Genomic DNA, 23713 nt, shown 5'->3' on the forward strand with positions numbered 1-23713 from the left:
GCTACTTCGTTCTTTATTGAGCAAGTGACGAGGCAAACAAATTAGAGTCTCAATTGAAAACTGAGTGACCAACAGAATAGTTATTTCGATAATTATTCGGCACAGTCAATTCAATATCGAAAGATATTAAATAAATTCAGAATTCATTGAGCTGTCGAAAGACAAAAAACTTTTTAATTGAAGAGTTTGATCATGGCTCAGATTGAACGCTGGCGGCAGGCCTAACACATGCAAGTCGAGCGGTAACAGAAAGTAGCTTGCTACTTTGCTGACGAGCGGCGGACGGGTGAGTAATGCTTGGGAACATGCCTTGAGGTGGGGGACAACAGTTGGAAACGACTGCTAATACCGCATAATGTCTACGGACCAAAGGGGGCTTCGGCTCTCGCCTTTAGATTGGCCCAAGTGGGATTAGCTAGTTGGTGAGGTAATGGCTCACCAAGGCGACGATCCCTAGCTGGTTTGAGAGGATGATCAGCCACACTGGGACTGAGACACGGCCCAGACTCCTACGGGAGGCAGCAGTGGGGAATATTGCACAATGGGCGCAAGCCTGATGCAGCCATGCCGCGTGTGTGAAGAAGGCCTTCGGGTTGTAAAGCACTTTCAGTCAGGAGGAAAGGTTAGTAGTTAATACCTGCTAGCTGTGACGTTACTGACAGAAGAAGCACCGGCTAACTCCGTGCCAGCAGCCGCGGTAATACGGAGGGTGCGAGCGTTAATCGGAATTACTGGGCGTAAAGCGTACGCAGGCGGTTTGTTAAGCGAGATGTGAAAGCCCCGGGCTCAACCTGGGAACTGCATTTCGAACTGGCAAACTAGAGTGTGATAGAGGGTGGTAGAATTTCAGGTGTAGCGGTGAAATGCGTAGAGATCTGAAGGAATACCGATGGCGAAGGCAGCCACCTGGGTCAACACTGACGCTCATGTACGAAAGCGTGGGGAGCAAACAGGATTAGATACCCTGGTAGTCCACGCCGTAAACGATGTCTACTAGAAGCTCGGAGCCTCGGCTCTGTTTTTCAAAGCTAACGCATTAAGTAGACCGCCTGGGGAGTACGGCCGCAAGGTTAAAACTCAAATGAATTGACGGGGGCCCGCACAAGCGGTGGAGCATGTGGTTTAATTCGATGCAACGCGAAGAACCTTACCTACACTTGACATACAGAGAACTTACCAGAGATGGTTTGGTGCCTTCGGGAACTCTGATACAGGTGCTGCATGGCTGTCGTCAGCTCGTGTTGTGAGATGTTGGGTTAAGTCCCGCAACGAGCGCAACCCCTATCCTTAGTTGCTAGCAGGTAATGCTGAGAACTCTAAGGAGACTGCCGGTGATAAACCGGAGGAAGGTGGGGACGACGTCAAGTCATCATGGCCCTTACGTGTAGGGCTACACACGTGCTACAATGGCGCATACAGAGTGCTGCGAACTCGCGAGAGTAAGCGAATCACTTAAAGTGCGTCGTAGTCCGGATTGGAGTCTGCAACTCGACTCCATGAAGTCGGAATCGCTAGTAATCGCGTATCAGAATGACGCGGTGAATACGTTCCCGGGCCTTGTACACACCGCCCGTCACACCATGGGAGTGGGTTGCTCCAGAAGTAGATAGTCTAACCCTCGGGAGGACGTTTACCACGGAGTGATTCATGACTGGGGTGAAGTCGTAACAAGGTAGCCCTAGGGGAACCTGGGGCTGGATCACCTCCTTATACGATTTAGAACTTATTTGTTCGTAGTGTCCACACAGATGATTGTTAGTTAGTTTTACCCTTTGGGTTTAACTGATTAATATGCTCTTTAAAAATTTGGAAAAGCTGATAATAAAATTCTGATAGATACTTTGTATTTATCAAGAGTTTTCAAAAGTAAAAAAGAATGATAGCAGTATCATTCAGTGCCAATTTAATCATTCGTGATTAATTGGTGTCTACTTTAGTATTCAATATTAACTTCTGGCGAAGTTAAACTGTCACTAACAAAGACCCGTTTGGGTTGTATGGTTAAGTGACTAAGCGTACACGGTGGATGCCTTGGCAGTTGGAGGCGATGAAGGACGTATTAACTTGCGATAAGCCTAGTCAAGCTAGTAAAAAGCGCTTGAGACTAGGATTTCCGAATGGGGAAACCCACCTGCTTGCAGGTATCGTTAACTGAATACATAGGTTAACGAGGCGAACGCGGAGAACTGAAACATCTAAGTACCCGTAGGAAAAGAAATCAACCGAGATTCCGATAGTAGCGGCGAGCGAAATCGGAACAGCCCTTAAGCTTATTATGTGTTAATGGAAGGCTCTGGAAAGTGCCACGATACAGGGTGATAGTCCCGTACATGAAAAGACATTTTAAGTGAAATCGAGTAGGTCGGAGCACGTGAAACTTTGACTGAATATAGGTGGACCATCATCTAAGGCTAAATACTCCCAACTGACCGATAGTGAACCAGTACCGTGAGGGAAAGGCGAAAAGAACCCCTGTGAGGGGAGTGAAATAGAACCTGAAACCGTGTACGTACAAGCAGTAGGAGCCTACTTGTTAGGTGACTGCGTACCTTTTGTATAATGGGTCAGCGACTTATATTTTGTAGCGAGGTTAACCGATTAGGGTAGCCGTAGGGAAACCGAGTCTTAACTGGGCGAATAGTTGCAAGGTATAGACCCGAAACCCGGTGATCTAGCCATGGGCAGGTTGAAGGTTGAGTAACATCAACTGGAGGACCGAACCCACTAACGTTGAAAAGTTAGGGGATGACCTGTGGCTAGGAGTGAAAGGCTAATCAAACCGGGAGATAGCTGGTTCTCCCCGAAATCTATTTAGGTAGAGCCTCGGACGAATACTTACGGGGGTAGAGCACTGTTAAGGCTAGGGGGTCATCCCGACTTACCAACCCTTTGCAAACTCCGAATACCGTAAAGTAATATCCGGGAGACACACGGCGGGTGCTAACGTCCGTCGTGAAGAGGGAAACAACCCAGACCGCCAGCTAAGGTCCCAAAGTCATAGTTAAGTGGGAAACGATGTGGAAAGGCCCAGACAGCCAGGAGGTTGGCTTAGAAGCAGCCATCCTTTAAAGAAAGCGTAATAGCTCACTGGTCGAGTCGGTCTGCGCGGAAGATGTAACGGGGCTAAACTATGCACCGAAGCTGCGGATTCATCTTAGGATGAGTGGTAGGGGAGCGTTCTGTAAGCGGTTGAAGGTGTACCGGGAGGTATGCTGGACGTATCAGAAGTGCGAATGCTGACATGAGTAACGATAATGCGGGTGAAAAACCCGCACGCCGGAAGACCAAGGGTTCCTATCCCATGTTAATCAGGGTAGGGTAAGTCGACCCCTAAGGCGAGGCCGAAAGGCGTAGTCGATGGGAAACGGATTAATATTTCCGTACTTGGTATAATTGCGATGGGGGGACGGAGAAGGCTAAGCAAGCATGGCGATGGTTGTCCATGTGAAAGTGAGTAGGCTAGTGACTTAGGTAAATCCGGGTTGCTGTTAGGCTGAGACACGAGACGAGCACCCAAGGGTGTGAAGTTGCTGATGCCATACTTCCAGGAAAAGCCTCTAAGCTTCAGATTATACCGAATCGTACCCCAAACCGACACAGGTGGTCAGGTAGAGAATACTAAGGCGCTTGAGAGAACTCGGGTGAAGGAACTAGGCAAAATCGTACCGTAACTTCGGGAGAAGGTACGCTCCTATCTGTGATGAGACTTGCTCTCTAAGCGGACGGGAGCCGCAGTGACCAGGTGGCTGGGACTGTTTATTAAAAACACAGCACTGTGCAAAATCGCAAGATGACGTATACGGTGTGACACCTGCCCGGTGCCGGAAGGTTAATTGATGGGGTTAGTTTTCGGACGAAGCTCTTGATCGAAGCCCCGGTAAACGGCGGCCGTAACTATAACGGTCCTAAGGTAGCGAAATTCCTTGTCGGGTAAGTTCCGACCTGCACGAATGGTGTAACCATGGCCACGCTGTCTCCACCCGAGACTCAGTGAAATTGAAATCGCAGTGAAGATGCTGTGTACCCGCGGCTAGACGGAAAGACCCCGTGAACCTTTACTACAGCTTGGCACTGAACATTGAACCTACATGTGTAGGATAGGTGGGAGACTTTGAAGCAGCGACGCTAGTTGTTGTGGAGTCGTCCTTGAAATACCACCCTTGTAGTTTTGATGTTCTAACGTTGGCCCCTGAATCGGGGTTACGGACAGTGCCTGGTGGGTAGTTTGACTGGGGCGGTCTCCTCCCAAAGAGTAACGGAGGAGCACGAAGGTTGGCTAAGTACGGTCGGACATCGTACGGTTAGTGTAATGGTAGAAGCCAGCTTAACTGCGAGACAGACACGTCGAGCAGGTACGAAAGTAGGTCATAGTGATCCGGTGGTTCTGAATGGAAGGGCCATCGCTCAACGGATAAAAGGTACTCCGGGGATAACAGGCTGATACCGCCCAAGAGTTCATATCGACGGCGGTGTTTGGCACCTCGATGTCGGCTCATCACATCCTGGGGCTGAAGTCGGTCCCAAGGGTATGGCTGTTCGCCATTTAAAGTGGTACGCGAGCTGGGTTTAGAACGTCGTGAGACAGTTCGGTCCCTATCTGCCGTGGGCGTTTGAGAATTGAGAGGGGTTGCTCCTAGTACGAGAGGACCGGAGTGAACGAACCGCTGGTGTTCGGGTTGTCATGCCAATGGCATTGCCCGGTAGCTACGTTCGGAACTGATAAGCGCTGAAAGCATCTAAGCGCGAAGCAGGCCTCGAGATGATTTCTCACTAGACTTTTAAAGTCTCTGAAGGGCCGTTGAAGACTACAACGTTGATAGGCAAGATGTGGAAGTGGTGTGAGCCATTAAGCTAACTTGTACTAATTACCCGTGAGGCTTAACCATACAACGCCAAACGCGTTTTGTGACAGAAACAAGCGACAGAAGTTAATAGCTAAAGTAGATAGATACTTAGACTTAAAAAATATTATCAGAGTTTTCCAAATTTAGTTGGTACGTGAAAACGGACTGACACCCTAATTTGCTTGGTAACCATAGCGTTTTGGACCCACCTGACCCCATGCCGAACTCAGTAGTGAAACGAAACAGCGCCGATGATAGTGTAGCATTTGCTATGTGAAAGTAGGACATTGCCAGGCTCCAAATTCAGTCGAAGGACTTAAAGCTTAATAAATAAAAATAAGAAAATTGAACAGAATTTTCTTGGTAACCATAGCGTTTTGGACCCACCTGACCCCATGCCGAACTCAGTAGTGAAACGAAACAGCGCCGATGATAGTGTAGCATTTGCTATGTGAAAGTAGGACATTGCCAGGATTCAAATACGAGAAAGCCCGACTCGAAAGAGCCGGGCTTTTTTACGTCTGAAGAAAAGTTAAATACGTACAATTAATACACACTAATCTACTTCTAGAATGTAGGTCGGGCGAGCGTAGCGACTCCCGACGCAATGATAATATTCCATTTGCTATTTGACTCTCCACCGCTGTGGTTACTACGACATTGCCAGGATTCAAATTAAAGAAACCCGTTACAGCGATGTAACGGGTTTTTGCTGTCTGGGGCTTAATAAAAAGCCAAGATCTCATGCTAACTCAGTCTCTGTAATGCCCGCCCTTGTAAATCCTTTGAGCCACAACATTCATACCCCTATATAACGCTAAGTTCCTGAGGCAAAGTCACGGCTCACATCGTGCTCAGTGTAATCAGTTTTTTATAGCCTCGCAAAATGATTAAGGCTTATTGCGGATTAGTATTGCTTTGATATAGAAAATATCACTTTGAAAATAAACATTAAGTTCATGCTTATCTGCTATTTTATTCATGTAACATAGCTAGGCGTACAGAAGTTGTGCGTGTTAAAATCAAATTTTTATAAATGCCAAAATAGAGGTGTCAATTGCCCACTGCTGACTACCAAACTGTACTAGATGAAATAGCACACGAAGTGCGCCCTTTGTTATCACAAGGTAAAGTTGCGGATTATATACCTGCACTTGCTGAGGTTTCTAGCGAGCAGTTTTCTATTGCTATTTATACCACCGATGGCGAAACCATTTGTGCGGGGGATTGCTCAAAACGTTTTACTATTCAGTCAGTTTCTAAAGTAATGACGCTTACAATGGCGCTACAGCGCTATGGCGATGAACTATGGCATCGGGTAGGAAAAGAGCCCTCAGGAACCGCGTTTAATTCCCTTACGCAGTTAGAGTTCGAAAAAGGCGTACCACGTAATCCTTTCATTAATGCTGGCGCGATTGTGACGTGCGATGCTTTGTACAGTCGATTATCCGCACCTCGCCACTCAATGCTTGAAACGTTTAGGTTACTTGCAGGTAATAGTGCAATAGTGATTGATAAAAAAGTGGCCAATTCTGAGTATGAGTTTAGGCATAGAAATGCGGCAATGGCGCATTTAATGAAGTCGTTTGGTAATTTTGAGAATGACGTCGATGATGTACTTTGGTCTTACTTCAATTTTTGTGCGATTGAGCTTAACTGTATTGAGCTAGCTAGAGCGTATAACTTTTTAGCGAATAAAGGGGTTGATTACAGCTCGGGTAAGCGCGTTTTGAGTAGTCGCCAGAATAAACAATTAAATTCGATTTTATTCACCAGCGGCTTATATGATGCGGCAGGAGACTTTGGCTACAGAGTGGGTATGCCGGGTAAATCGGGTGTGTCAGGCACTATACTAGCGGTATTACCGGGTAAGTTTACAGTGGCAGTATATTCACCAGGGCTTAATGAATTTGGTAACTCGGTGGCGGGGATAGCAGCATTAGAGCTGCTATCTAAAAAGCTCGATATTTCGATTTTCTAAAATACCGCAATAGGGAGCACGCACAGCTCCCTATTTATTGATCCCAGTACACTTGCTCTAGGCAGTCTTCGCGCTCTGGTAACCCACGTGATAAACGTGGAGAGTGCTGTACTAATACCTCGTAACTTGCGCGGTTAGCGTACTTACTAATTTGTGCAAGAGAGGAGTAGGTTATTGCCTTTTGTTCGTGTTTTGCTGAGTTAGCGACATTTAACTTATGATAAACGTTTGCTGATAAATCGTGTAACACGGCAGCCAACGCACAATCGCCAGCACCATTGGTGTTTTTGATTGAATCAGGCCCACCCATGAATGGCGCCGTATGGCTATACGCTTTTATCGGGTTTTCGCAATCTGATTTTTTCATTGCACGAGAAAACTCATAGCGATTAAAATCGGCAATGGCACCTGGTAATAGTGGGTACTCGGTTGCACGTTTAAAGCTCTCATCAACGTAACCGGCCATAAATAAGCCTTTTTCGCCAGCGGTACAAATAACTAAGTCTACCCAGTCAAGTGCTTTGTCTGCGGCTAATAACGGGTCTTCAAAGCCAGTAATTGCTAGCCCTTCTTCTTCGTTCATGGCAAGTATATCGACATGCTCGTTTACAAAGTTAGCCCACCAGGTTGGATCTTGCTCAATTAAAAACTTAGTGCCGAGTGTTAAAACTACCGGTACACCTGCATCGTTAGCGTATTTAACTGCTTGCATGGTTGCTTCAGTCATTGTCTCATCACCCTGTGTACGCATTAGGTAGGCGCTGATCACAAGTGCTGATGACTGCTCAATTAAGTGTTTATCGATAGACTCAGGCTTTAAGTGATTCATTAAACCGGCGCTAATTGCGAATGTACGCTCGCCTGTTTCATCAATTAAGGTAAAACAACGGCCAATAGGGCCATCGACAGGTTGTAAATAGTCTAAATCAACGCGGCTTGATGTGTTACATAAAAAGCGGTAGGCATAGCTGCCAATTTTTATGTTTTCACTCATAACACCGAGCAATACTGAACGGTCATCTGCTAGTACAGAGTAGTTATGCATTGTGTTACCAATGGTGCCACCGGCAAATTCGTAATCAACCATGTCGTTTAGTTTTAAACGGTCGTAAAGTGCGTTAGTAATATCGCTATCAATAACTTGCGACATTCCTCGGCGAAGTTGAAACTCGTCTAAAAAAGCCTGATCGACTTTGGCTTCAATATCAACAACGATCTGATCGATACCCGTAATGTAACTACGTTGTAATCGCTCAGTTGCGTTTAGCTGATTAGTAAGTGGATCTTTAGCTTCCACTGGAAAATAATGTTTATGTCTGCGGCGTCCAGGAAATTTCATTTGCTACCTGTGTTGTGAGCTAAATAAAAAAAGCGTGAGATTATAGCGTAAATCACACTCTATGAGCCACGATAAACCACATTATTTTGTTTTATTTTTGCAATAATTTAATCAATTACGCATTTTAAACAGGCAAGTTGATATAATACCAAAAGAAAATTTATTTAAAGTAAGCACTATGAACGATCTAAAAAGCGATGAGTATTGGATGGAGCAGGCATTAGTTTATGCCAATAAGGCGCAGCAATTGGGCGAAATTCCGGTAGGAGCTGTCCTTGTTAAAGATAATACGCTTATTGCAGCGGGTTATAATCGTTCAATTACTGATAACGACCCCTCTGCGCACGCCGAAATGATTGCAGTGCGTGAAGGAGGGAGAGCTTTAAATAATTACCGTTTAATTGATTGCACTTTGTACGTTACGTTAGAGCCATGCTCTATGTGTGCCGGGCTGTTAGTGCATAGCAGAATAAAGCGCCTTGTGTACGGTGCGCCTGATGCTAAAACAGGCTCGGCTGGGTCGATTATGAACTTATTGCAAGAGCCGAGGCTGAACCATCAGGTAGAGGTGTTAGGTGGGGTGCTTGGTCAAACCTGTGGTAGTACTATTTCGGCGTTTTTTAAACAACGCCGAGAACAAATTAAAGCGGCTAAAAAAGTAGCTCGTCAAATTAGTGACTAGTTAGCCTTATCTGAATCTACTTCTATCATTTGCTGCATCGCAAACATGCGACGACGCCAAATAATTTTTTTATGTAAGTTACGTAGCATAATACGACGTCTGGTGGCTGTTGAATGAATAATATTGCGTTTTAGTTTTTGCGTGCGTCTACGTTTTAGCATGTGTTCTCCTAATGCGTGAGAGTGAGAAAGGCACAAGATATATATTAAAAATCAGGTAAATATACTATAAACACACATTAGTGATCATTTCATGACAAGTAAACAGATTTTTAATTTAGTTACTAGAGTGGTTAGGCCTGAAGGGGAAATTAGCGCCTGCTAAAACGAGGAAAGAATCGTTTAATGCCCACATTTTAATGTTTCACAGGCCTGAACAGCCCATTTAATAACGTAAATATAAACGCTTTACTGAGACTGCTGCGTGTTATTTTCACCTTGCTTACTTTTTTCTTCAGGTGAAAGCGAAGGGGTAGGTTCGGTTTTATCGTTGTTTACAGGCTTTTTGCTTGGTTGAGCTGCTTTTTCAACTTCAACTTCAGGTTCTGATTCAGGTTCTGGCGCGAGGGCATTATTTTCATCAAGCCATACAAGTGCATCGTAATACCTGCGAATGTTATCAACATATTTTACCGCAACATCGCCACGCGCATAGCCGTAACGGGTTTTACGGTAATAACGTTTTTTGATTAAAAGTGGTAAGCGCTTTTTAACATCGGCCCATTTATCAGGGCTCGCCCCTTGTTGTTCGGTAATAATGCGCGCGTCGTTAACGTGCCCCCAACCTACATTATAGGCTGCCAGGGCAAGCCAAGTTCTATCGGGCTGCGGGATTCTATCGGGGATGCGTTTAACGAGCTTAGCTAAGTATTTAGCTCCGCCACGGATGTTTTGCTCTGGCTCTAACCTATTTGTTACGCCCACTTGTTTAGCGGTACTGCGTGTCAGCATCATAATGCCTCTCACACCTGTAGGCGATTTAGCGCGAGGGTTCCACATAGATTCTTGGTAGCTAAGCGCAGCAAGTAAGCGCCAGTCAAGGCTACCTGCATATTGCTCAAACCAAGGCCTATAAGTGGGTAGCGTTTCTTTTATAGCTTCTATGTATGCAAGCGTATTAACGTAGTTAAACTGACGTACGTGCCCAAAGTACTTTTCTTCGAGCACATACAGCTGGTTACTTTGTTTTACGTCACCAAAAAAGGGCACTAGCAGTGCATAAAGCGAATCATCTTTTGATTTATTAAGGATCCAAGCTATGGGGTCATTTCGGGTAACTGAAAAGCCGATACTTAAATTTGGGTGGTAGCGTCTAAACAGCGAAAGCGTGTGTGAGTCGGCGAGGGTGTAATCTATTTCGCCATCGATAACGGCTTGTAAAAGCTCCTCTTCATCCAGTTCTTCGGTTTCTTGCCAAGTTAAATCTGGGTTACTCTTTTTTATTTTTTGTAAGGTTAAAGAGTGGCTGCTTTTGGCTATAACTGTAAAGTTTCCATCAAGGTCGTCAAATTCACGTGGGCGAACTCGACCTTGTTTATAAACCAACTTTTGGCTAATTGTTCTGTAAGTGGGGCCATAGCGGTATTGCTGTGCACGCACTTTGTTGTAGGTAAGTCCTGAGGCTATTAAGTCTAAATCGCCGCTTTCAAGGCGCTCAAACATATCGGATAAATTAAAAAACGGTACTATTTCTAGTTCAACACCTAGGTAGTCGGCAAAAGCTTGAGATAGCTCGTATTCAAAACCTTGCTCGCCTTGCACGGCTTGGTAGTAGTTGCTGGCACTGGCAAGGGTACCTACACGTATTTTATTTTGTGCTTTAATTTGGGCAAGTTGAGTTTGTTGCTCCTGCATATTACACGCACACAACAACATAACTAAAGTGATGATAATTATTAGCTTTTCTTTCAACATTAACCGCCCCATAAAGCTCATACCCCGTTATACCAAAACTTCACTATGGCGTCACTTAGCGTTTAGCTTTTATTGGTAATTTTGCTACTGTTTATATAAATAAAAAGTTAATTTTCTGAAAAGCGCAATTTGGAGTTAAAACTCGGTGCTACATAGACTATAATGCCCGCCTAAAATATCGTTCAATCCCTAACCCCGGATGAAATTATCTATGTTGATCCTTCGTGGTGCACCAGCACTTTCAGAGTTCAGAGTTAATAAAATTTTAGCGCGTTGCAAACTATCGCAACTTCCAGTCACCAATGTATATGCCGAGTATGCACATTTTGCCGATTTAACCTCGCCTTTGAGTGTTGATGAGCAAACTAAGCTTGAAAAACTACTTACTTACGGTCCAACTATTGCCGAGCATACCCCAGCTGGCACACTTATTTTAGTTACCCCTCGCCCTGGCACCATTTCACCATGGGCATCTAAAGCAACCGACATAGCGCATAACTGTGGCCTTAAACAGGTTCACCGTGTTGAGCGTGGTATTGCTTATTACGTAGAAGGTGAACTAAGTGCAGAGCAGCTTGCTCAAGTAACGGCGTTATTACACGACCGTATGACTGAGGCAACGCATAGTGAACTTGCTTCTGCAGCGCAGTTATTCCGCAATGACTCGCCTCGCGAAATGTCATCAGTTGACATTTTAGGTGGCGGGCGCGAAGCATTGGCTGCAGCAAACGTTGAACAAGGTTTTGCGCTTGCTGATGACGAGATAGACTACTTAGTAGAAAACTTTAAAAAGTTAGGCCGTAACCCTAACGACATAGAGTTATTTATGTTTGCGCAAGCAAACTCTGAGCATTGTCGTCATAAAATATTTAATGCTGATTGGACAATTGATGGTATTGAGCAGCCTAAATCGCTGTTTAAAATGATCAAAAATACATTTGAGCACAATCCTGAAAATGTGCTGTCGGCGTACAAAGATAACGCAGCAGTAATGAAGGGCTCAAAAGCGGGTCGTTTCTTCCCGAATGCGCAAGGTGAATATGCGTATCATCAAGAAGACATAGAAATTTTAATGAAGGTAGAAACCCATAACCACCCAACAGCTATAGCACCATTTTCTGGTGCGGCTACAGGCTCAGGTGGTGAAATTCGCGATGAAGGCGCAACAGGCCGCGGCTCTAAGCCAAAAGCGGGTTTAGTTGGTTTTACTGTTTCTAACTTACGTATTCCGGGTTACGAGCAACCGTGGGAAAGCGACTTTGGTAAACCTAATCGTATCGTAAATGCGCTTGATATTATGATGGACGGCCCTTTAGGTGGCGCGGCATTTAATAATGAGTTTGGACGTCCTAACTTATTAGGTTACTTCCGTACCTACGAAGAAAAAGTAACAAGTCACAATGGTGAAGAGGTGCGTGGTTACCACAAGCCTATTATGCTTGCCGGTGGGTTAGGTAATATTCGTGCTGATCATGTTCAAAAAGGGGATATTCCAGTCGGTGCAAAACTTATTGCACTAGGTGGCCCTGCGATGAACATTGGTTTAGGCGGCGGTGCAGCATCAAGCATGGCATCGGGCCAGTCAAACGAAGATTTAGATTTTGCTTCTGTACAGCGTGAAAACCCAGAAATGGAACGCCGTTGCCAAGAAGTGATCGATAAGTGTTGGCAACTAGGGGATGAAAACCCAATTGCGTTTATACACGATGTAGGCGCCGGTGGTTTATCTAATGCGTTTCCTGAGCTTGTAGATGATGGTGGCCGTGGTGGTAAATTCCAACTACGTGATATTCCTAACGATGAGCCGGGCATGGCCCCACACGAAATTTGGTGTAACGAATCGCAAGAACGTTATGTACTGGCTGTTGCTGTTGAAGACTTTGATCGCTTTGAAGCCATTTGTAAGCGCGAACGTGCGCAGTACGCAGTAATAGGTGAAGCCACAGAAGAGCGCCACTTAACTGTTGCCGACAGCCACTTTGATAACAGCCCTGTTGATTTGCCGCTTGATGTATTATTAGGTAAAGCACCTAAAATGCATCGCGATGTAACTTCAAAGCAAGTTACCGGTAAGGCAATTGATGCAGAGTCGATTGATATAGCCGAGGCTGCTCAGCGTTTACTGCGCTTACCTACCATTGCAGAAAAAACATTCTTAATTACCATTGGCGATCGCTCGGTTACCGGTTTAGTAGCACGGGATCAAATGGTGGGTCCTTGGCAAGTACCTGTGGCTAACTGTGCAGTTACCGCAGCAACGTACGACACTTATCACGGTGAAGCTATGTCACTGGGTGAGCGCACGCCGGCAGCACTATTAAATTACGGTGCATCGGCGCGCTTAGCCGTGGCAGAGTCACTAACCAATATTGCCTGTGCCAACATTGGAAGCCTAGAGAACATTAAGCTATCGGCTAACTGGATGGCTGCAGCCGGTCACCCTGGTGAAGATGCCGGCCTTTACGAAGCTGTAAAAGCGGTGGGCGAAGAGCTTTGTCCTGCGCTTGGTTTAACTATACCTGTAGGTAAAGATTCTATGTCGATGAAAACGACATGGAAAAACGAGGATGATAGTGCTGAGCAATCAGTTACTTCTCCGTTATCACTTATTATTACTGCCTTTGGCCGTGTTGACGACGTGCGTAAAACAGTGACTCCGCAGTTACGTACTGATAAAGGCGATACATCACTTATTTTAGTTGACTTAGGTGCGGGTAAAAACCGACTGGGCGCATCAAGCCTTGCACAGGTTTACAAGCAGCTTGGTGATGTTACTCCAGATGTTGACAGCGCTGAGCTACTGAAAGGCTTTTACAATGCCATGCAAGCACTTGTCGCTGATAGCAAGCTACTTGCTTATCATGACCGCTCAGACGGTGGTTTATTTACTACTGTAACTGAAATGGCATTTGCTGGGCACACCGGTGTGACTGTTGATTTGGCTGGGTTAACCGGGACAGACCTAGAAGCACTTTATAACGAAGAGCTAGGCGCGGTAATTCAAGTTGCTAACAGCGATTTAGATGCCGTAAATGCTGTATTTGAGCAACACGGTGTTGCTGCAATTAGCCACGTGATTGGCTCGCTTAATAGCGACGATAGCATTGTATTTAACCGCGGTGAGCAAACTGTACTTAATCATACTCGTACTGAATTACGTACTATTTGGGCCGAAACAACGTACCAAATGCAAGCACGTCGTGATAACCCTGATTGTGCTAAGCAAGAGTTTGATGCCAAGTTTGATGCAAAAGATCCAGGCTTAAACGTAAAACTTAACTTTGACTTAAACGAAGATATAGCCGCACCGTACATTGCAACGGGCGCTAAGCCGCAAATGGCTATTTTACGTGAGCAAGGCGTTAACTCGCATTTAGAAATGGCTGCTGCGTTTAACCGTGCTGGTTTTGCCGCTGTTGATGTACACATGAGCGATATCCTCGAAGGGCGTTTAACCCTTGAGCAATTTAAAGGCTTAGTGGCATGTGGTGGTTTCTCTTATGGTGACGTATTGGGCGCCGGTGAAGGTTGGGCTAAGTCTATATTGTTTAACGATATGGCACGCGATCAGTTCCAAAACTTCTTCCACCGTGAAGACACCTTTAGCTTAGGTGTGTGTAATGGTTGTCAAATGTTATCAACATTGAAAGAGTTAATTCCGGGGACTGAGCATTGGCCACGTTTTGTAACAAATAAGTCAGAGCGTTTTGAAGCTCGCTTTAGCTTAGTTGAAATACAAGAAAACCCGTCTGTGTTCTTTAATGGAATGGCTGGGTCGCGTATGCCAATTGCTGTATCTCATGGTGAAGGCCATGCAGAATTTGCAAACGATGCCGCCACTAAAGCTGCGCTTGAAAGCGGCACTGTTGCGGTTAAATTTGTAGATAACTATGGTAAGCCGACAACGCAATACCCGGCTAACCCAAATGGTTCACCAGAGGGTATTACCGGTATTACCTCTACTGATGGCCGTGCCACTGTAATGATGCCGCACCCTGAGCGTGTATTCCGCGCTGTTGCTAACTCGTGGCACCCAGATGAGTGGAAAGAGGATAGCCCATGGATGCGTATGTTCCGCAACGCACGTAAAAATGTAGGTTAAAAACGACATATACAAGTTAGATTCATAATCTAGCTGTAAAATAAAAAAGGCTGCACTGTGCAGCCTTTTTTGATTGCGTAGATTTAAAATTACGATAGTTTGTAAAGTATAAATAAAAGCTTATAAGGACAGTATGTTAAAGCGCGTTGGTTTAATTATGGGTGCTGTATTGCTAAGTATAGTTTTGCTTGGCTATGTATTTCGTTTGCCACTATTACAATGGGCTGTAGCGCCTGAGCTTGAAAAAGCAGGTGTTACCTTAAGCTGCTTAGATTTTTCGCTTACGAGTAAGTTAAATGTGCGCGTGCAAAAAGCCTGTTTAAGTTACCAAAATCAAGAGCTTGCTCTTACAGGTATTACTGCTAATACTAAGCATGTTAAAGTTAAACACGCAGTACTTAATGTAAATCCATTTCCTCAAAGTAGTAAAACAAGCACTGCTGCCACAATTTTAGATTTAGCGCTTCCTGAAAAAAGGCCAACAATTACAGTTGAGCATTTAACTATACACAGTGCGCTTTTAAAGCGCCCGCTAATGCTAAATATCACCGAGCCCACGCTTAACCAGTTTGTAGTCAATGGTGATTTAAACGCAAGCGCAACGCTTTACAATAATAAGGTACAAGGGCAGCTTAAAGTTAATGATGGATTATTGAAGCAACTACTTAAAACAGATAATGAGTTATTAAGTGGACTTAGCTTTGATACATCGCAAACATTTAGCTTTAACGGGGTAGAGGCAAGCCTTACTGGTGATTTACAAGCCCAGTATGACTATAAAATACAAAGCTGTGATATAACAAACAGCTCCAAAGGTGTGCTAAGTGCTACCTATAATTTAAATAGCCAAAACCTTGAGCTTGACCCAAGCAAGCTTAAAAACAATGTAAAACTTAGTAATAACTGCCAATCTCTTATTCCTGAAAGTGCCTACAAGTCATTTGCTGTAAAGCAGCTTCCACTTAATTGGCAATGGGCTTTAGCTAAACCAATTAACTTTGCACATAACAACCTAACCTTACCGTTAATAACGCTCAAAAGCGCAGAGCAAGCCAAGCAAAATATAGATATAACGTTTACAGATACGTTTATAAATACTGCTGCACCGTTACAAAGCGCCCGCACACAGCTAAAGGCACAGCTACATACAGATGAAATAGACGCTATAACGCTAAGTACGCAGCTTAAAAACGCTCAATTAAGCGGTAATTACGATATTGCGCTTAACTCTTTGCCTAAATTTTTACCGGCTGAGGCTAATAATATTAAAGCCAAGGGGGATTTTACAGTTACTCAACTTATTGACTTTAAGCCCGAAGGTAGCGCACGTATTGAGTTAAGCTTTGATAGCGCAGCTGCTTATGGCAGCACCCTTAACGGCTACACAGGTAACCTTGAAGCAAGTATGAATGAAAAGCTCTATGCAAAAGTAACGCTTAAAAGTAAGCTTAAAAGCGTGCAATACAACGAGTATAAACTCACCGGTATTAATAACACCCTTAATGCAAGAGCAAACTTAGGTGTGGGAGAGTTATTTGCTCACTTAAATGCAAACACCCAAATAAATACACTCACTAGTCCAAATGTCGATTTAAATACTATAAACGTAACGTCAACTGGGCTGCAAAGTCGCGCGCTTGACGCGTCTCATCATGTATTTGTAAATGGTGTTGAGTTGGTGGCCAATCACCATGTTTCAAAGGTAGCGCATCCGTTTGAAGTGATTATACCAGAGCAAAGTGTGCTTTCGTTAAATTCAATCGTTAGCCAATTTGAACCGTTAGCTCAGCTAACCCAAGGAAAATTGGGTGGGCGTATAAGTGGTGATGTGAATTTACAAAAAGCAAATTTTACTATAACGATGACTGATACCAGTGCACTGTATAACGACTACTTAGCTAATCAATTTAGTATGCAGCTAGGTGGGCAGTACGATTCAGGGCAGCTTAATGTTGCCCCTACTACCTTTAATCTTAATGAATTACGTGCAGGCGCTGTAGTTAAAAGTATCACGGGTAATATTAAAGTGGTTAATAATAGCGCGCAGGCCTTTGATGTTGAAGGCGATATTTTTGGTGGTAAATTTTCTTTAGATAAATACACGCTTTTAAAGCAGCAGCAAACAGCTAATGTTACGTTTGAAAATGTTGATGCCAGTAAATTAATAACGCTTGACGATAAGTCGGGTATTACCCTAACAGGTAGGCTAAAAGGGTCGTTGCCGTTTTATTTTGATGACACAGGGGTTGAGGTACAAAGTGGCAGCCTAGCCAATCAAGGCCAAGGGAAGCTTATTATTAGTAATAACGAAGCGTTTGACGCTGTTATGCGCCAGCAACAAGAGTTACAACCTGTGCTTGGGTTGCTCAAAAACCTTGATATACAAAAGCTTAATAGTACAGTAGCACTTAAAAGTGATGGCTGGTTAAACTTAGGTGTTAACTTACAAGGCTTTAATGAGCCAGAGCAGCAACAAGTTAACTTTAATTATAATCACGAAGAAAACGTGTTTACGTTGCTAAGAGCGCTTAGACTGAGCGACGAAATAACGCAAAAAGTTGAGCAGCAATACTCTAAAAAAGGAAACTAATGATGAAAAATTTGTTGAGCATTAAGGCCGTTATTGCACTTGCTGCTATTAGCGCTTTAAGCGCATGTACCCACAGAGTGGAGGTGGCAGCGAAAGAGCCGATAACGATCAATCTAAATGTAAAAGTAGATCACGAAATTCGAGTAAAAGTAGATAAAGAACTCGATAACTTATTCAGTGACGACAGTGAATTATTTTAGGAGCTAAATGATGACTATAAAAAATAAATTAAGTATTGCTACTTTAGTAAGTGCGGTATGTTTGTCGTTTTCGGCGTGGGCTATTAGTTTAGATGATGCTAAAAACCAAGGCTTAGTGGGTGAAGATAGCTCAGGTTACTTAGGGCTTGTTGTACAAAACAGCGAGGCAAAAGCCGTGGTTGAAGAAATTAACGCTAAACGTAAAGCACAGTATTTAAAGTTGGCTAAAAAGAACGATTTATCGCTGGTACAAGTAGAAGCACTCGCAGCAGCTAAAACAATCGAAAAGACCAAAAGTGGCCACTATATTGAAGTGAATGGTAACTGGGTTAAAAAGTAATACAAGCAGCTAAACATATTACTTAAAAACCGAGCGTTTAGGCGCTCGGTTTTTTTATATTTGCTAAAAGTTGCTGCCAAAAGTCGAATCCTTTGCGCCTTGCAAGCTTTATATTGTGCTCTGGTATAGATTCAGGCTCGTTATAGTGATCAAGCGCTTCGCTCATACTCAGTTCGCGAATTAAATGCAGTGTAGGGTAGGGTGCTCGGTTGGTGTAATTTGCCGGATCATCTTCATTGCTGTCGGCAAATACGTAATCGGGATGAAAATTAGCAATTTGGTATTTACCTTCAAAGCCTTGTGCTACCAGTAAGGCATTGGCTAAATCGACTAAATCTAAAAAGTCTTCAAAATCGCTAAAGCCGTTATCAAACAGTATTAATGTGGTTTCGCGCTCTGGATTTTGATCAAGCTGCACACACTGCTCTAGCATGTCCATTACAGCGTCATCAATTTTTATTGCATGGCTAAGCACATAATGAATACAGTTGTTTTCTACTTCTTTACGGGCAAATGGGCAAAAGTTATATTTTACAATAACAGATGACACCCACTCGCGGGTTTGGGCAATTGCTTGATGAGTCATGCTTTTGGCTCTAAATACTGATTTATAATGGTTAATGTTTTTTCAATGGCGCCTTGGTTTTTTACTACACATTGCTGCGCTTTAATACCCAAGCTTTGGCACGCTTTGGTGTTTTGGCTTAAATTAATTAATTGTTTAGCAAGCTCATCGGTATTTTCAACAACGACAGCCCCTTTAAGTTTAATTAGCTCAGGGTAGATATGATCAAAATTATACGTATGTGGGCCTGTAATAACACCAACCGAAAAAGCAGCAGCTTCTAGTGGGTTGTGCCCACCTCGGCGAATTAAACTACCGCCTATGTAACTTACATTCGCTGCGCCATATAAACACTGAAGTTCGCCCAGTGTATCAGCTAATAGTACCTGCTCGTTTTGATAGTTATTGTTGCTGCGACGACTAAAGCTAAGTGGGCTTTGAGTTAACGTATCGGCTACTTTATCAAATTGCTCAGGGTGGCGCGGTGCTATAACTAAAAGTGCATTAGGGTGTTTTTTTAATAGCTGCTGATGGGCGTTTAATATCATTTCGTGTTCAAGCGGGTGAGTAGAGCCTGCCACCCATACAAAACGTTCTTTGGTTTTATATTCGGCTTTAAGATTTGCAACTTTAGTTAGTTGCTCATTGCTTGGCGTAATGTCGAACTTTATTGAGCCTGTAACATGGCTTTTTGAAGAGGGTAAACCAAGTTCAACAAAGCGCTTAGCATCATTTTTATTATGACTTGCAAGCACTGAAATTGAACGCATAATTATATGGGTTAACCCTGCCACCTTTTGATACCCTTGTTGCGATTTTTCGCTTAGGCGAGCATTAAGCACTAATACCGGAATAGTCTTTTTATGGCTTATTGCCATTAAATTAGGCCACAGCTCAGTTTCTAAAATACACAGTGCTTGTGGATTTACGCGCTTTAAAAATCGAGCGCTCGAACCAGCAAAGTCTATAGGTAAATAACAACACGCCACGGTATTTTTAAATTGTTCACTAATTTGCGCACGCCCGGTAGGAGTATTGCAGGTAATAAGTATATTAAGCTGCGGGTGTTGTTTTTGCAGAGCTTTAATCAGTGGCGCTGCAGCAAGGACCTCACCTACTGAAGCGCAGTGGAACACAACCGGTTTAGCGCTATTATTAAATAAATGTTTGCTAATAAAACCAAAGCGCTCTTTAAAGTGCGCGCGGTAGCCTTTATTTTTTTTACCTCTTAGTACATACAAGTAAAATACAATCAGTGGGCTAATTAAAATTAAAGCGAGTGAGTAAAAAATGCGTGCCATACTGAACTTTTATTAAGGTAAGTGGCGCTAGTTTAACGCGAAAGTGATAATTTCTGAACATGTGAAGCACTAAATTATAATTCAGTTCAGCTATATTCCCATAAAATACACACAACTAAATAAAACTATGGAATAATGGATTTAATTTTTTCCTGCCATTTCAGTTCCTAGAGGAATTTTTCATGTCAATTATCGATTCTGTGGCAACAAGCTACGTTGAAAGTTTAAACCGTCATCAAGCCTTATTTGAAACGATGGAGGCTTATCATCAAGAGTCTATGCAATTATTAGAAGCGTGCCACAGTGCATTGCAAGCTGGTGGTAAGGTTATTTGGTTTGGCAACGGCGGCAGTGCTGCCGATGCACAGCATTTAGCTGCCGAATTTGTTGTGCGTTATAAGTTAGAGCGTGGCCCACTTGCCTCAATGGCGCTGACCACAGATACCTCAATATTAACTGCGCACAGTAACGACTACCACTTTGATACGGTATTTGAACGCCAAGTTCAGGCTTTATGTAAACCAGAAGATTTAGTGATTGGTTTAACAACCTCAGGTACCAGCGCCAATATTAATTTAGCACTGGAAGCAGCTAATAAAATTGGCGCGTTTACGGTTGCCTTAACCGGTCGCGAGGGCGGTAAAGTAAAAGACATTGCTAAATTGCCCATTATTATAAAAAATGATGAAACAGCCCGTATCCAAGAGGCACATATGTTTATTGGCCATTGGTTATGTGAAGCTATCGATATGGTTGTTGCGGAGCAGCAGTAATGGATTTATCGCTATTAAAAAACTTATCTAAAGCGCGTATTTTAGTTGTCGGCGATGTCATGCTAGACCGTTACTGGTATGGCGATACAGGGCGTATTTCGCCAGAGGCTCCAGTACCCGTTGTTAAAGTAAGCAAGTTTGAAGATAAAGCGGGTGGTGCTGCAAATGTTGCAAAAAACATTGCGCGACTTGATGCCAAAGTGGGCTTACTTGGTTTAATTGGTGAAGATGAAAGCGGGCAAATCTTAGAAACTATTTTAAAAGGTGAAAAAATACATTCACAGCTTGTTAGTGTATGCGATTTGCCCACTATTTCTAAAATGCGTGTAATTAGCCGCCATCAACAACTTGTGCGCCTAGATTTAGAAGAAACCTTTAGCGAGCAGCATAGCCAGTTGTTATTAAACCGTTTAGAGCTGGTGCTTGATGATTACGACTTTGTGGTATTTTCTGATTACAGCAAAGGCTCGCTGAGCTTAATTAAAGAAATGGTTAGCGTTGCTAAAGCGGCGGGTAAAACCGTGCTTATAGATCCTAAATCGCCCGACTTACACTTATACGAAGGCGCAGACTACATTACCCCTAATTTACATGAATTTAATTTGGCTGGGGGTAAAACAGGCTCTGAAGAAATATTAGCACAAAGCGCGCGTGAGCTAATTAGTAAAAATGGTATTAAAGCCATGCTACTTACACGCTCTGAGCAAGGTATGTCATTAATTAACGCTGATGAAAAACACGACTTTGCAGCGCAGCAGCTAGAAGTAAGCGATGTAACTGGCGCAGGCGATACTGTTATAGCCACGCTTGCGGTGATGCTAGGGGCAGGTATGGAGCCTAAAGATGCGGTAGAAATTGCTAATTTAGCCGCAGGCATTGTAGTAAGTAAATTGGGTGCGGCAACGGTTTCACCAGAAGAGCTTAGCCAAAAGCTTGGCCAATACTTACACACCAATGGCGAGCACTACCAAACTCCGTTTGACGATGTATTGCAACACATTGAGTTTGCTAAGCAAAATGGCGAAACGATAGTGTTTACCAATGGCTGTTTTGATATTTTACACGCAGGCCACGTACGCTATTTAGCCCAAGCCAAAGCGCGTGGAGATAGACTCGTTGTTGGTTTAAATAATGATGATTCAATTACGCGTTTAAAAGGCCCTGAGCGCCCTATAAATCCACTTGATGAGCGCGCAATGGTATTAAGTGCACTCGCCTCTGTAGATTGGGTAATTCCCTTTGGCAGCGCGGACGAAAACGACACACCGGCTAAATTAATCGAGCAAATAAGCCCCGATATTTTAGTTAAAGGTGGTGATTACACCGTAGAGCAAATAGCTGGCGCCGATCATGTGCTACGCCATGGTGGCAAAGTAGAAGTGCTGACATTTTTAGATGGTTGTTCAACCTCTAAAGTGATTAGCAAAATAAAGCAGTAACATTTACTGATTAAATAAAAAAGGGTTGAAAACGCAGTTTTCAACCCTTTTTTGTTATAAATAGCTGGCTTTAAAATGCTATTTTTAAATATACGGTCTAAAAATTATATTCGTACTTAGCAAACGCTGATGTGTCGTTTTCTGCGCCATCGTTGTTTGATGCAAAAGCGCCGAGCGTTAAGCGCCCACCCATAGCCAGCTGCCTGTAGCGTAGCTCAACTTGTTTTGAGTTATAACCGGTTTTGGTAATTGTATTACCTAAATCGGGGTTACTAGGGTAACGGTCGCGATTATCGCTGTTGTAATCCACACTACGTAGTTTTACTTGCCAGTCATCACCATTTGAAAGCTGACCTAAAAGTGTTAATACCACTGACTGCGCATCATTATCAAAGGTAGAGCCAATAGTGCGGCCGTGGTAACGATAGCCCGATTTATAATCGGAGTGTTCGTAGTAGCAGTTTTCACTGGTTGATTCGGCCGAGCACGATACACCTGTGTCTATGTATTCAACGTTAACGAGCACATTTTGATTGTAAATGCGCTGCGTAGTTTGTACGCCAAATAAGTACGCTCTGTCGGCTGGTTTGAATTGCGAGCTGGCATCTTCGCCAATTGTACTTGCGTAGATTGCATACGGGTGACTAAATAAAGTGTCAGACCAACGCACATCTATGCCAGCAAGCTGATTACCAATTTTAGTCTCTAGTGAGCTATCACAATTTTCATTGCCATCAATACAATTAGTTTGCCCAGTAATAACATCAATAAAATCACCTGCTGAGCTTGGTTGGCCTTCACCGGCCCACTGCGCAGACCAACTTAAAGCAATTTCAAGCTGTTGCATCGGGCGAAAGTTAACACGGCTGCTCCAAAGCAGCGCATCAGGAATAACACGGGTCGATTCTAACTTTGCCATTTGCGCGGTAAAGCTCCATTGCCCAAGCCAACTTAACCAAGGCGTTTCAAACGCTGTGCTTTGCTCACGGGTTACACTTAGTGCCGGCAGTGGCTTTGCATTACCCGACATAATTAAACTGTTATCAACACCTGGGCCCCAAAACTGCTCTACGGCACCGGCTCTAAAAATCCAATTGCCCAAGCGGTAGGCTAAGTAGCTATCGTCAAATGAGGTATCGTTACAATCTTCAAGTGCTTGTTCGTTAGTGGCTATATCATCGGTTGTTTTGCCATCAACTAAGCATTGCTTACCATCGTTACGGTAATTAATGGCTACCTTCGCCGCAAAGTTATCGCCAAGGTAGGCGTAGGCCGCAGAAAGCTCAGATTCTTGTGTGTTGGTTGCCCCAAAGCTGGTGGCTATAATTGGGTCTGATGCGGCAAACGCTGAGAGTTGCACACTGTGCGAGCTACTATTTTCTGACTTATAACGATGTTTTACACGAAGCAGTGCATCTTGCAGGCTGGGAGATAAAAGTTCAAGCTTGCTCGATTCTAGCTCGCCAATAAAGCTTTTCCACATTAGCGGATAGGTGGTTACAGGCGCTAAAATAACACCGGCATCAGCCAGTTGTTGAATGTCAGCTCGTAGACCGTAATCGTCTGGCTTTACCCAGGGCTCTGCTGTTACTGATGCGCTCATAGCGCAAAAAAGAGAAGAAAGTAGAAAGATTCTGTTTCGCA

14 protein-coding genes and 4 rRNA genes are annotated in these 23713 nt (G+C 43.7%); 12 read left to right on the forward strand and 6 right to left on the reverse strand.

Annotated features, from left to right (window positions below; all coding sequences use genetic code 11):
* Positions 1-174 precede the first annotated feature (174 nt).
* From EJ103_RS03785 to glsB, 5 genes are all read left to right on the forward strand, one after another.
* Positions 175-1710: ribosomal RNA gene (locus EJ103_RS03785) — 16S ribosomal RNA — on the forward strand.
* A gap of 289 nt (positions 1711-1999) precedes the next feature.
* Positions 2000-4886, forward strand: a 23S ribosomal RNA gene (locus EJ103_RS03790).
* Between the two features lie 139 nt (positions 4887-5025).
* Positions 5026-5140: ribosomal RNA gene (gene rrf / locus EJ103_RS03795) — 5S ribosomal RNA — on the forward strand.
* A gap of 63 nt (positions 5141-5203) precedes the next feature.
* A 5S ribosomal RNA gene (rrf, locus tag EJ103_RS03800) occupies positions 5204-5318 on the forward strand.
* Together the 16S, 23S and 5S rRNA genes form the textbook arrangement of a ribosomal RNA operon.
* 583 nt (positions 5319-5901) lie before the next feature.
* Positions 5902-6825 (forward strand): glutaminase B, encoded by a 924-nt coding sequence (gene glsB, locus EJ103_RS03805; RefSeq protein ID WP_004588579.1) that lies wholly within the window; start codon positions 5902-5904, stop codon positions 6823-6825.
* Positions 6826-6859: 34 nt separating this feature from the next.
* On the opposite strand, the gene EJ103_RS03810 is transcribed toward glsB, so the two are convergent.
* On the reverse strand, positions 6860-8164 hold the full coding sequence (locus EJ103_RS03810; RefSeq protein WP_004588578.1) for an inosine/guanosine kinase: 1305 nt from the start codon (positions 8162-8164) through the stop codon (positions 6860-6862).
* A gap of 178 nt (positions 8165-8342) precedes the next feature.
* Here EJ103_RS03810 and tadA point away from each other — a divergent pair, with 178 nt between their 5' ends.
* Entirely contained in the window at positions 8343-8846 is a 504-nt protein-coding gene (tadA, locus tag EJ103_RS03815; RefSeq protein ID WP_126006132.1) for a tRNA adenosine(34) deaminase TadA, read from the forward strand.
* Here tadA and EJ103_RS20135 read toward each other — a convergent pair.
* Both EJ103_RS20135 and mltF read right to left on the reverse strand, forming a co-directional pair.
* On the reverse strand, positions 8843-9007 hold the full coding sequence (locus EJ103_RS20135) for a hypothetical protein (protein ID WP_004588576.1): 165 nt from the start codon (positions 9005-9007) through the stop codon (positions 8843-8845). The genes tadA and EJ103_RS20135 overlap by 4 nt on opposite strands.
* 246 nt (positions 9008-9253) lie before the next feature.
* Positions 9254-10759 (reverse strand): membrane-bound lytic murein transglycosylase MltF, encoded by a 1506-nt coding sequence (mltF, locus tag EJ103_RS03820; RefSeq protein WP_126006134.1) that lies wholly within the window; start codon positions 10757-10759, stop codon positions 9254-9256.
* Positions 10760-10970: 211 nt separating this feature from the next.
* On the opposite strand from mltF, the gene purL reads away from it, so the two are divergent.
* From purL to EJ103_RS03840, 4 genes are all read left to right on the forward strand, one after another.
* On the forward strand, positions 10971-14861 hold the full coding sequence (gene purL / locus EJ103_RS03825) for a phosphoribosylformylglycinamidine synthase (protein ID WP_126006136.1): 3891 nt from the start codon (positions 10971-10973) through the stop codon (positions 14859-14861).
* Between the two features lie 133 nt (positions 14862-14994).
* Positions 14995-17451, forward strand: coding sequence for a YdbH domain-containing protein (locus EJ103_RS03830; RefSeq protein ID WP_126006138.1), 2457 nt, complete (start codon positions 14995-14997; stop codon positions 17449-17451).
* A gap of 2 nt (positions 17452-17453) precedes the next feature.
* Positions 17454-17651 carry a YnbE family lipoprotein gene (locus EJ103_RS03835; RefSeq protein WP_004588572.1) on the forward strand — a complete coding sequence of 66 codons (198 nt, stop codon included), beginning with the start codon at positions 17454-17456 and terminating at the stop codon, positions 17649-17651.
* A 10-nt stretch (positions 17652-17661) separates the two neighbouring features.
* Positions 17662-17991, forward strand: a complete 330-nt coding sequence (locus EJ103_RS03840) for a YdbL family protein (protein WP_126008712.1) — start codon at positions 17662-17664, stop codon at positions 17989-17991.
* A gap of 37 nt (positions 17992-18028) precedes the next feature.
* Here EJ103_RS03840 and EJ103_RS03845 read toward each other — a convergent pair whose 3' ends face one another.
* Together EJ103_RS03845 and waaA are read right to left on the reverse strand one after the other, a co-directional pair.
* On the reverse strand, positions 18029-18577 hold the full coding sequence (locus EJ103_RS03845; RefSeq protein WP_126006140.1) for a DUF1415 domain-containing protein: 549 nt from the start codon (positions 18575-18577) through the stop codon (positions 18029-18031).
* The gene (gene waaA / locus EJ103_RS03850; protein WP_126006142.1) at positions 18574-19857 is read right to left on the reverse strand and encodes a lipid IV(A) 3-deoxy-D-manno-octulosonic acid transferase; all 1284 of its coding nucleotides are present in this window, start codon (positions 19855-19857) and stop codon (positions 18574-18576) included. Before waaA ends, EJ103_RS03845 begins: the two co-directional genes overlap by 4 nt.
* 182 nt (positions 19858-20039) lie before the next feature.
* Between waaA and EJ103_RS03855 the strand changes: the two genes are divergently transcribed.
* Positions 20040-20630: an SIS domain-containing protein gene (locus tag EJ103_RS03855; RefSeq protein WP_004588568.1), complete on the forward strand. Its 591-nt coding sequence runs from the start codon at positions 20040-20042 to the stop codon at positions 20628-20630.
* Positions 20630-22069 carry a bifunctional D-glycero-beta-D-manno-heptose-7-phosphate kinase/D-glycero-beta-D-manno-heptose 1-phosphate adenylyltransferase HldE gene (hldE, locus tag EJ103_RS03860; protein ID WP_029773562.1) on the forward strand — a complete coding sequence of 480 codons (1440 nt, stop codon included), beginning with the start codon at positions 20630-20632 and terminating at the stop codon, positions 22067-22069. Before EJ103_RS03855 ends, hldE begins: the two co-directional genes overlap by 1 nt.
* A gap of 97 nt (positions 22070-22166) precedes the next feature.
* Here hldE and EJ103_RS03865 read toward each other — a convergent pair whose 3' ends face one another.
* The gene (locus EJ103_RS03865) at positions 22167-23672 is read right to left on the reverse strand and encodes a capsule assembly Wzi family protein (RefSeq protein ID WP_126008714.1); all 1506 of its coding nucleotides are present in this window, start codon (positions 23670-23672) and stop codon (positions 22167-22169) included.
* Between the last annotated feature and the right edge of the window lie 41 nt (positions 23673-23713).

The organism is Pseudoalteromonas sp. Xi13 (assembly GCF_003952205.1).
In the GTDB taxonomy this organism is placed as follows: Bacteria; Pseudomonadota; Gammaproteobacteria; order Enterobacterales; family Alteromonadaceae; genus Pseudoalteromonas; species Pseudoalteromonas atlantica.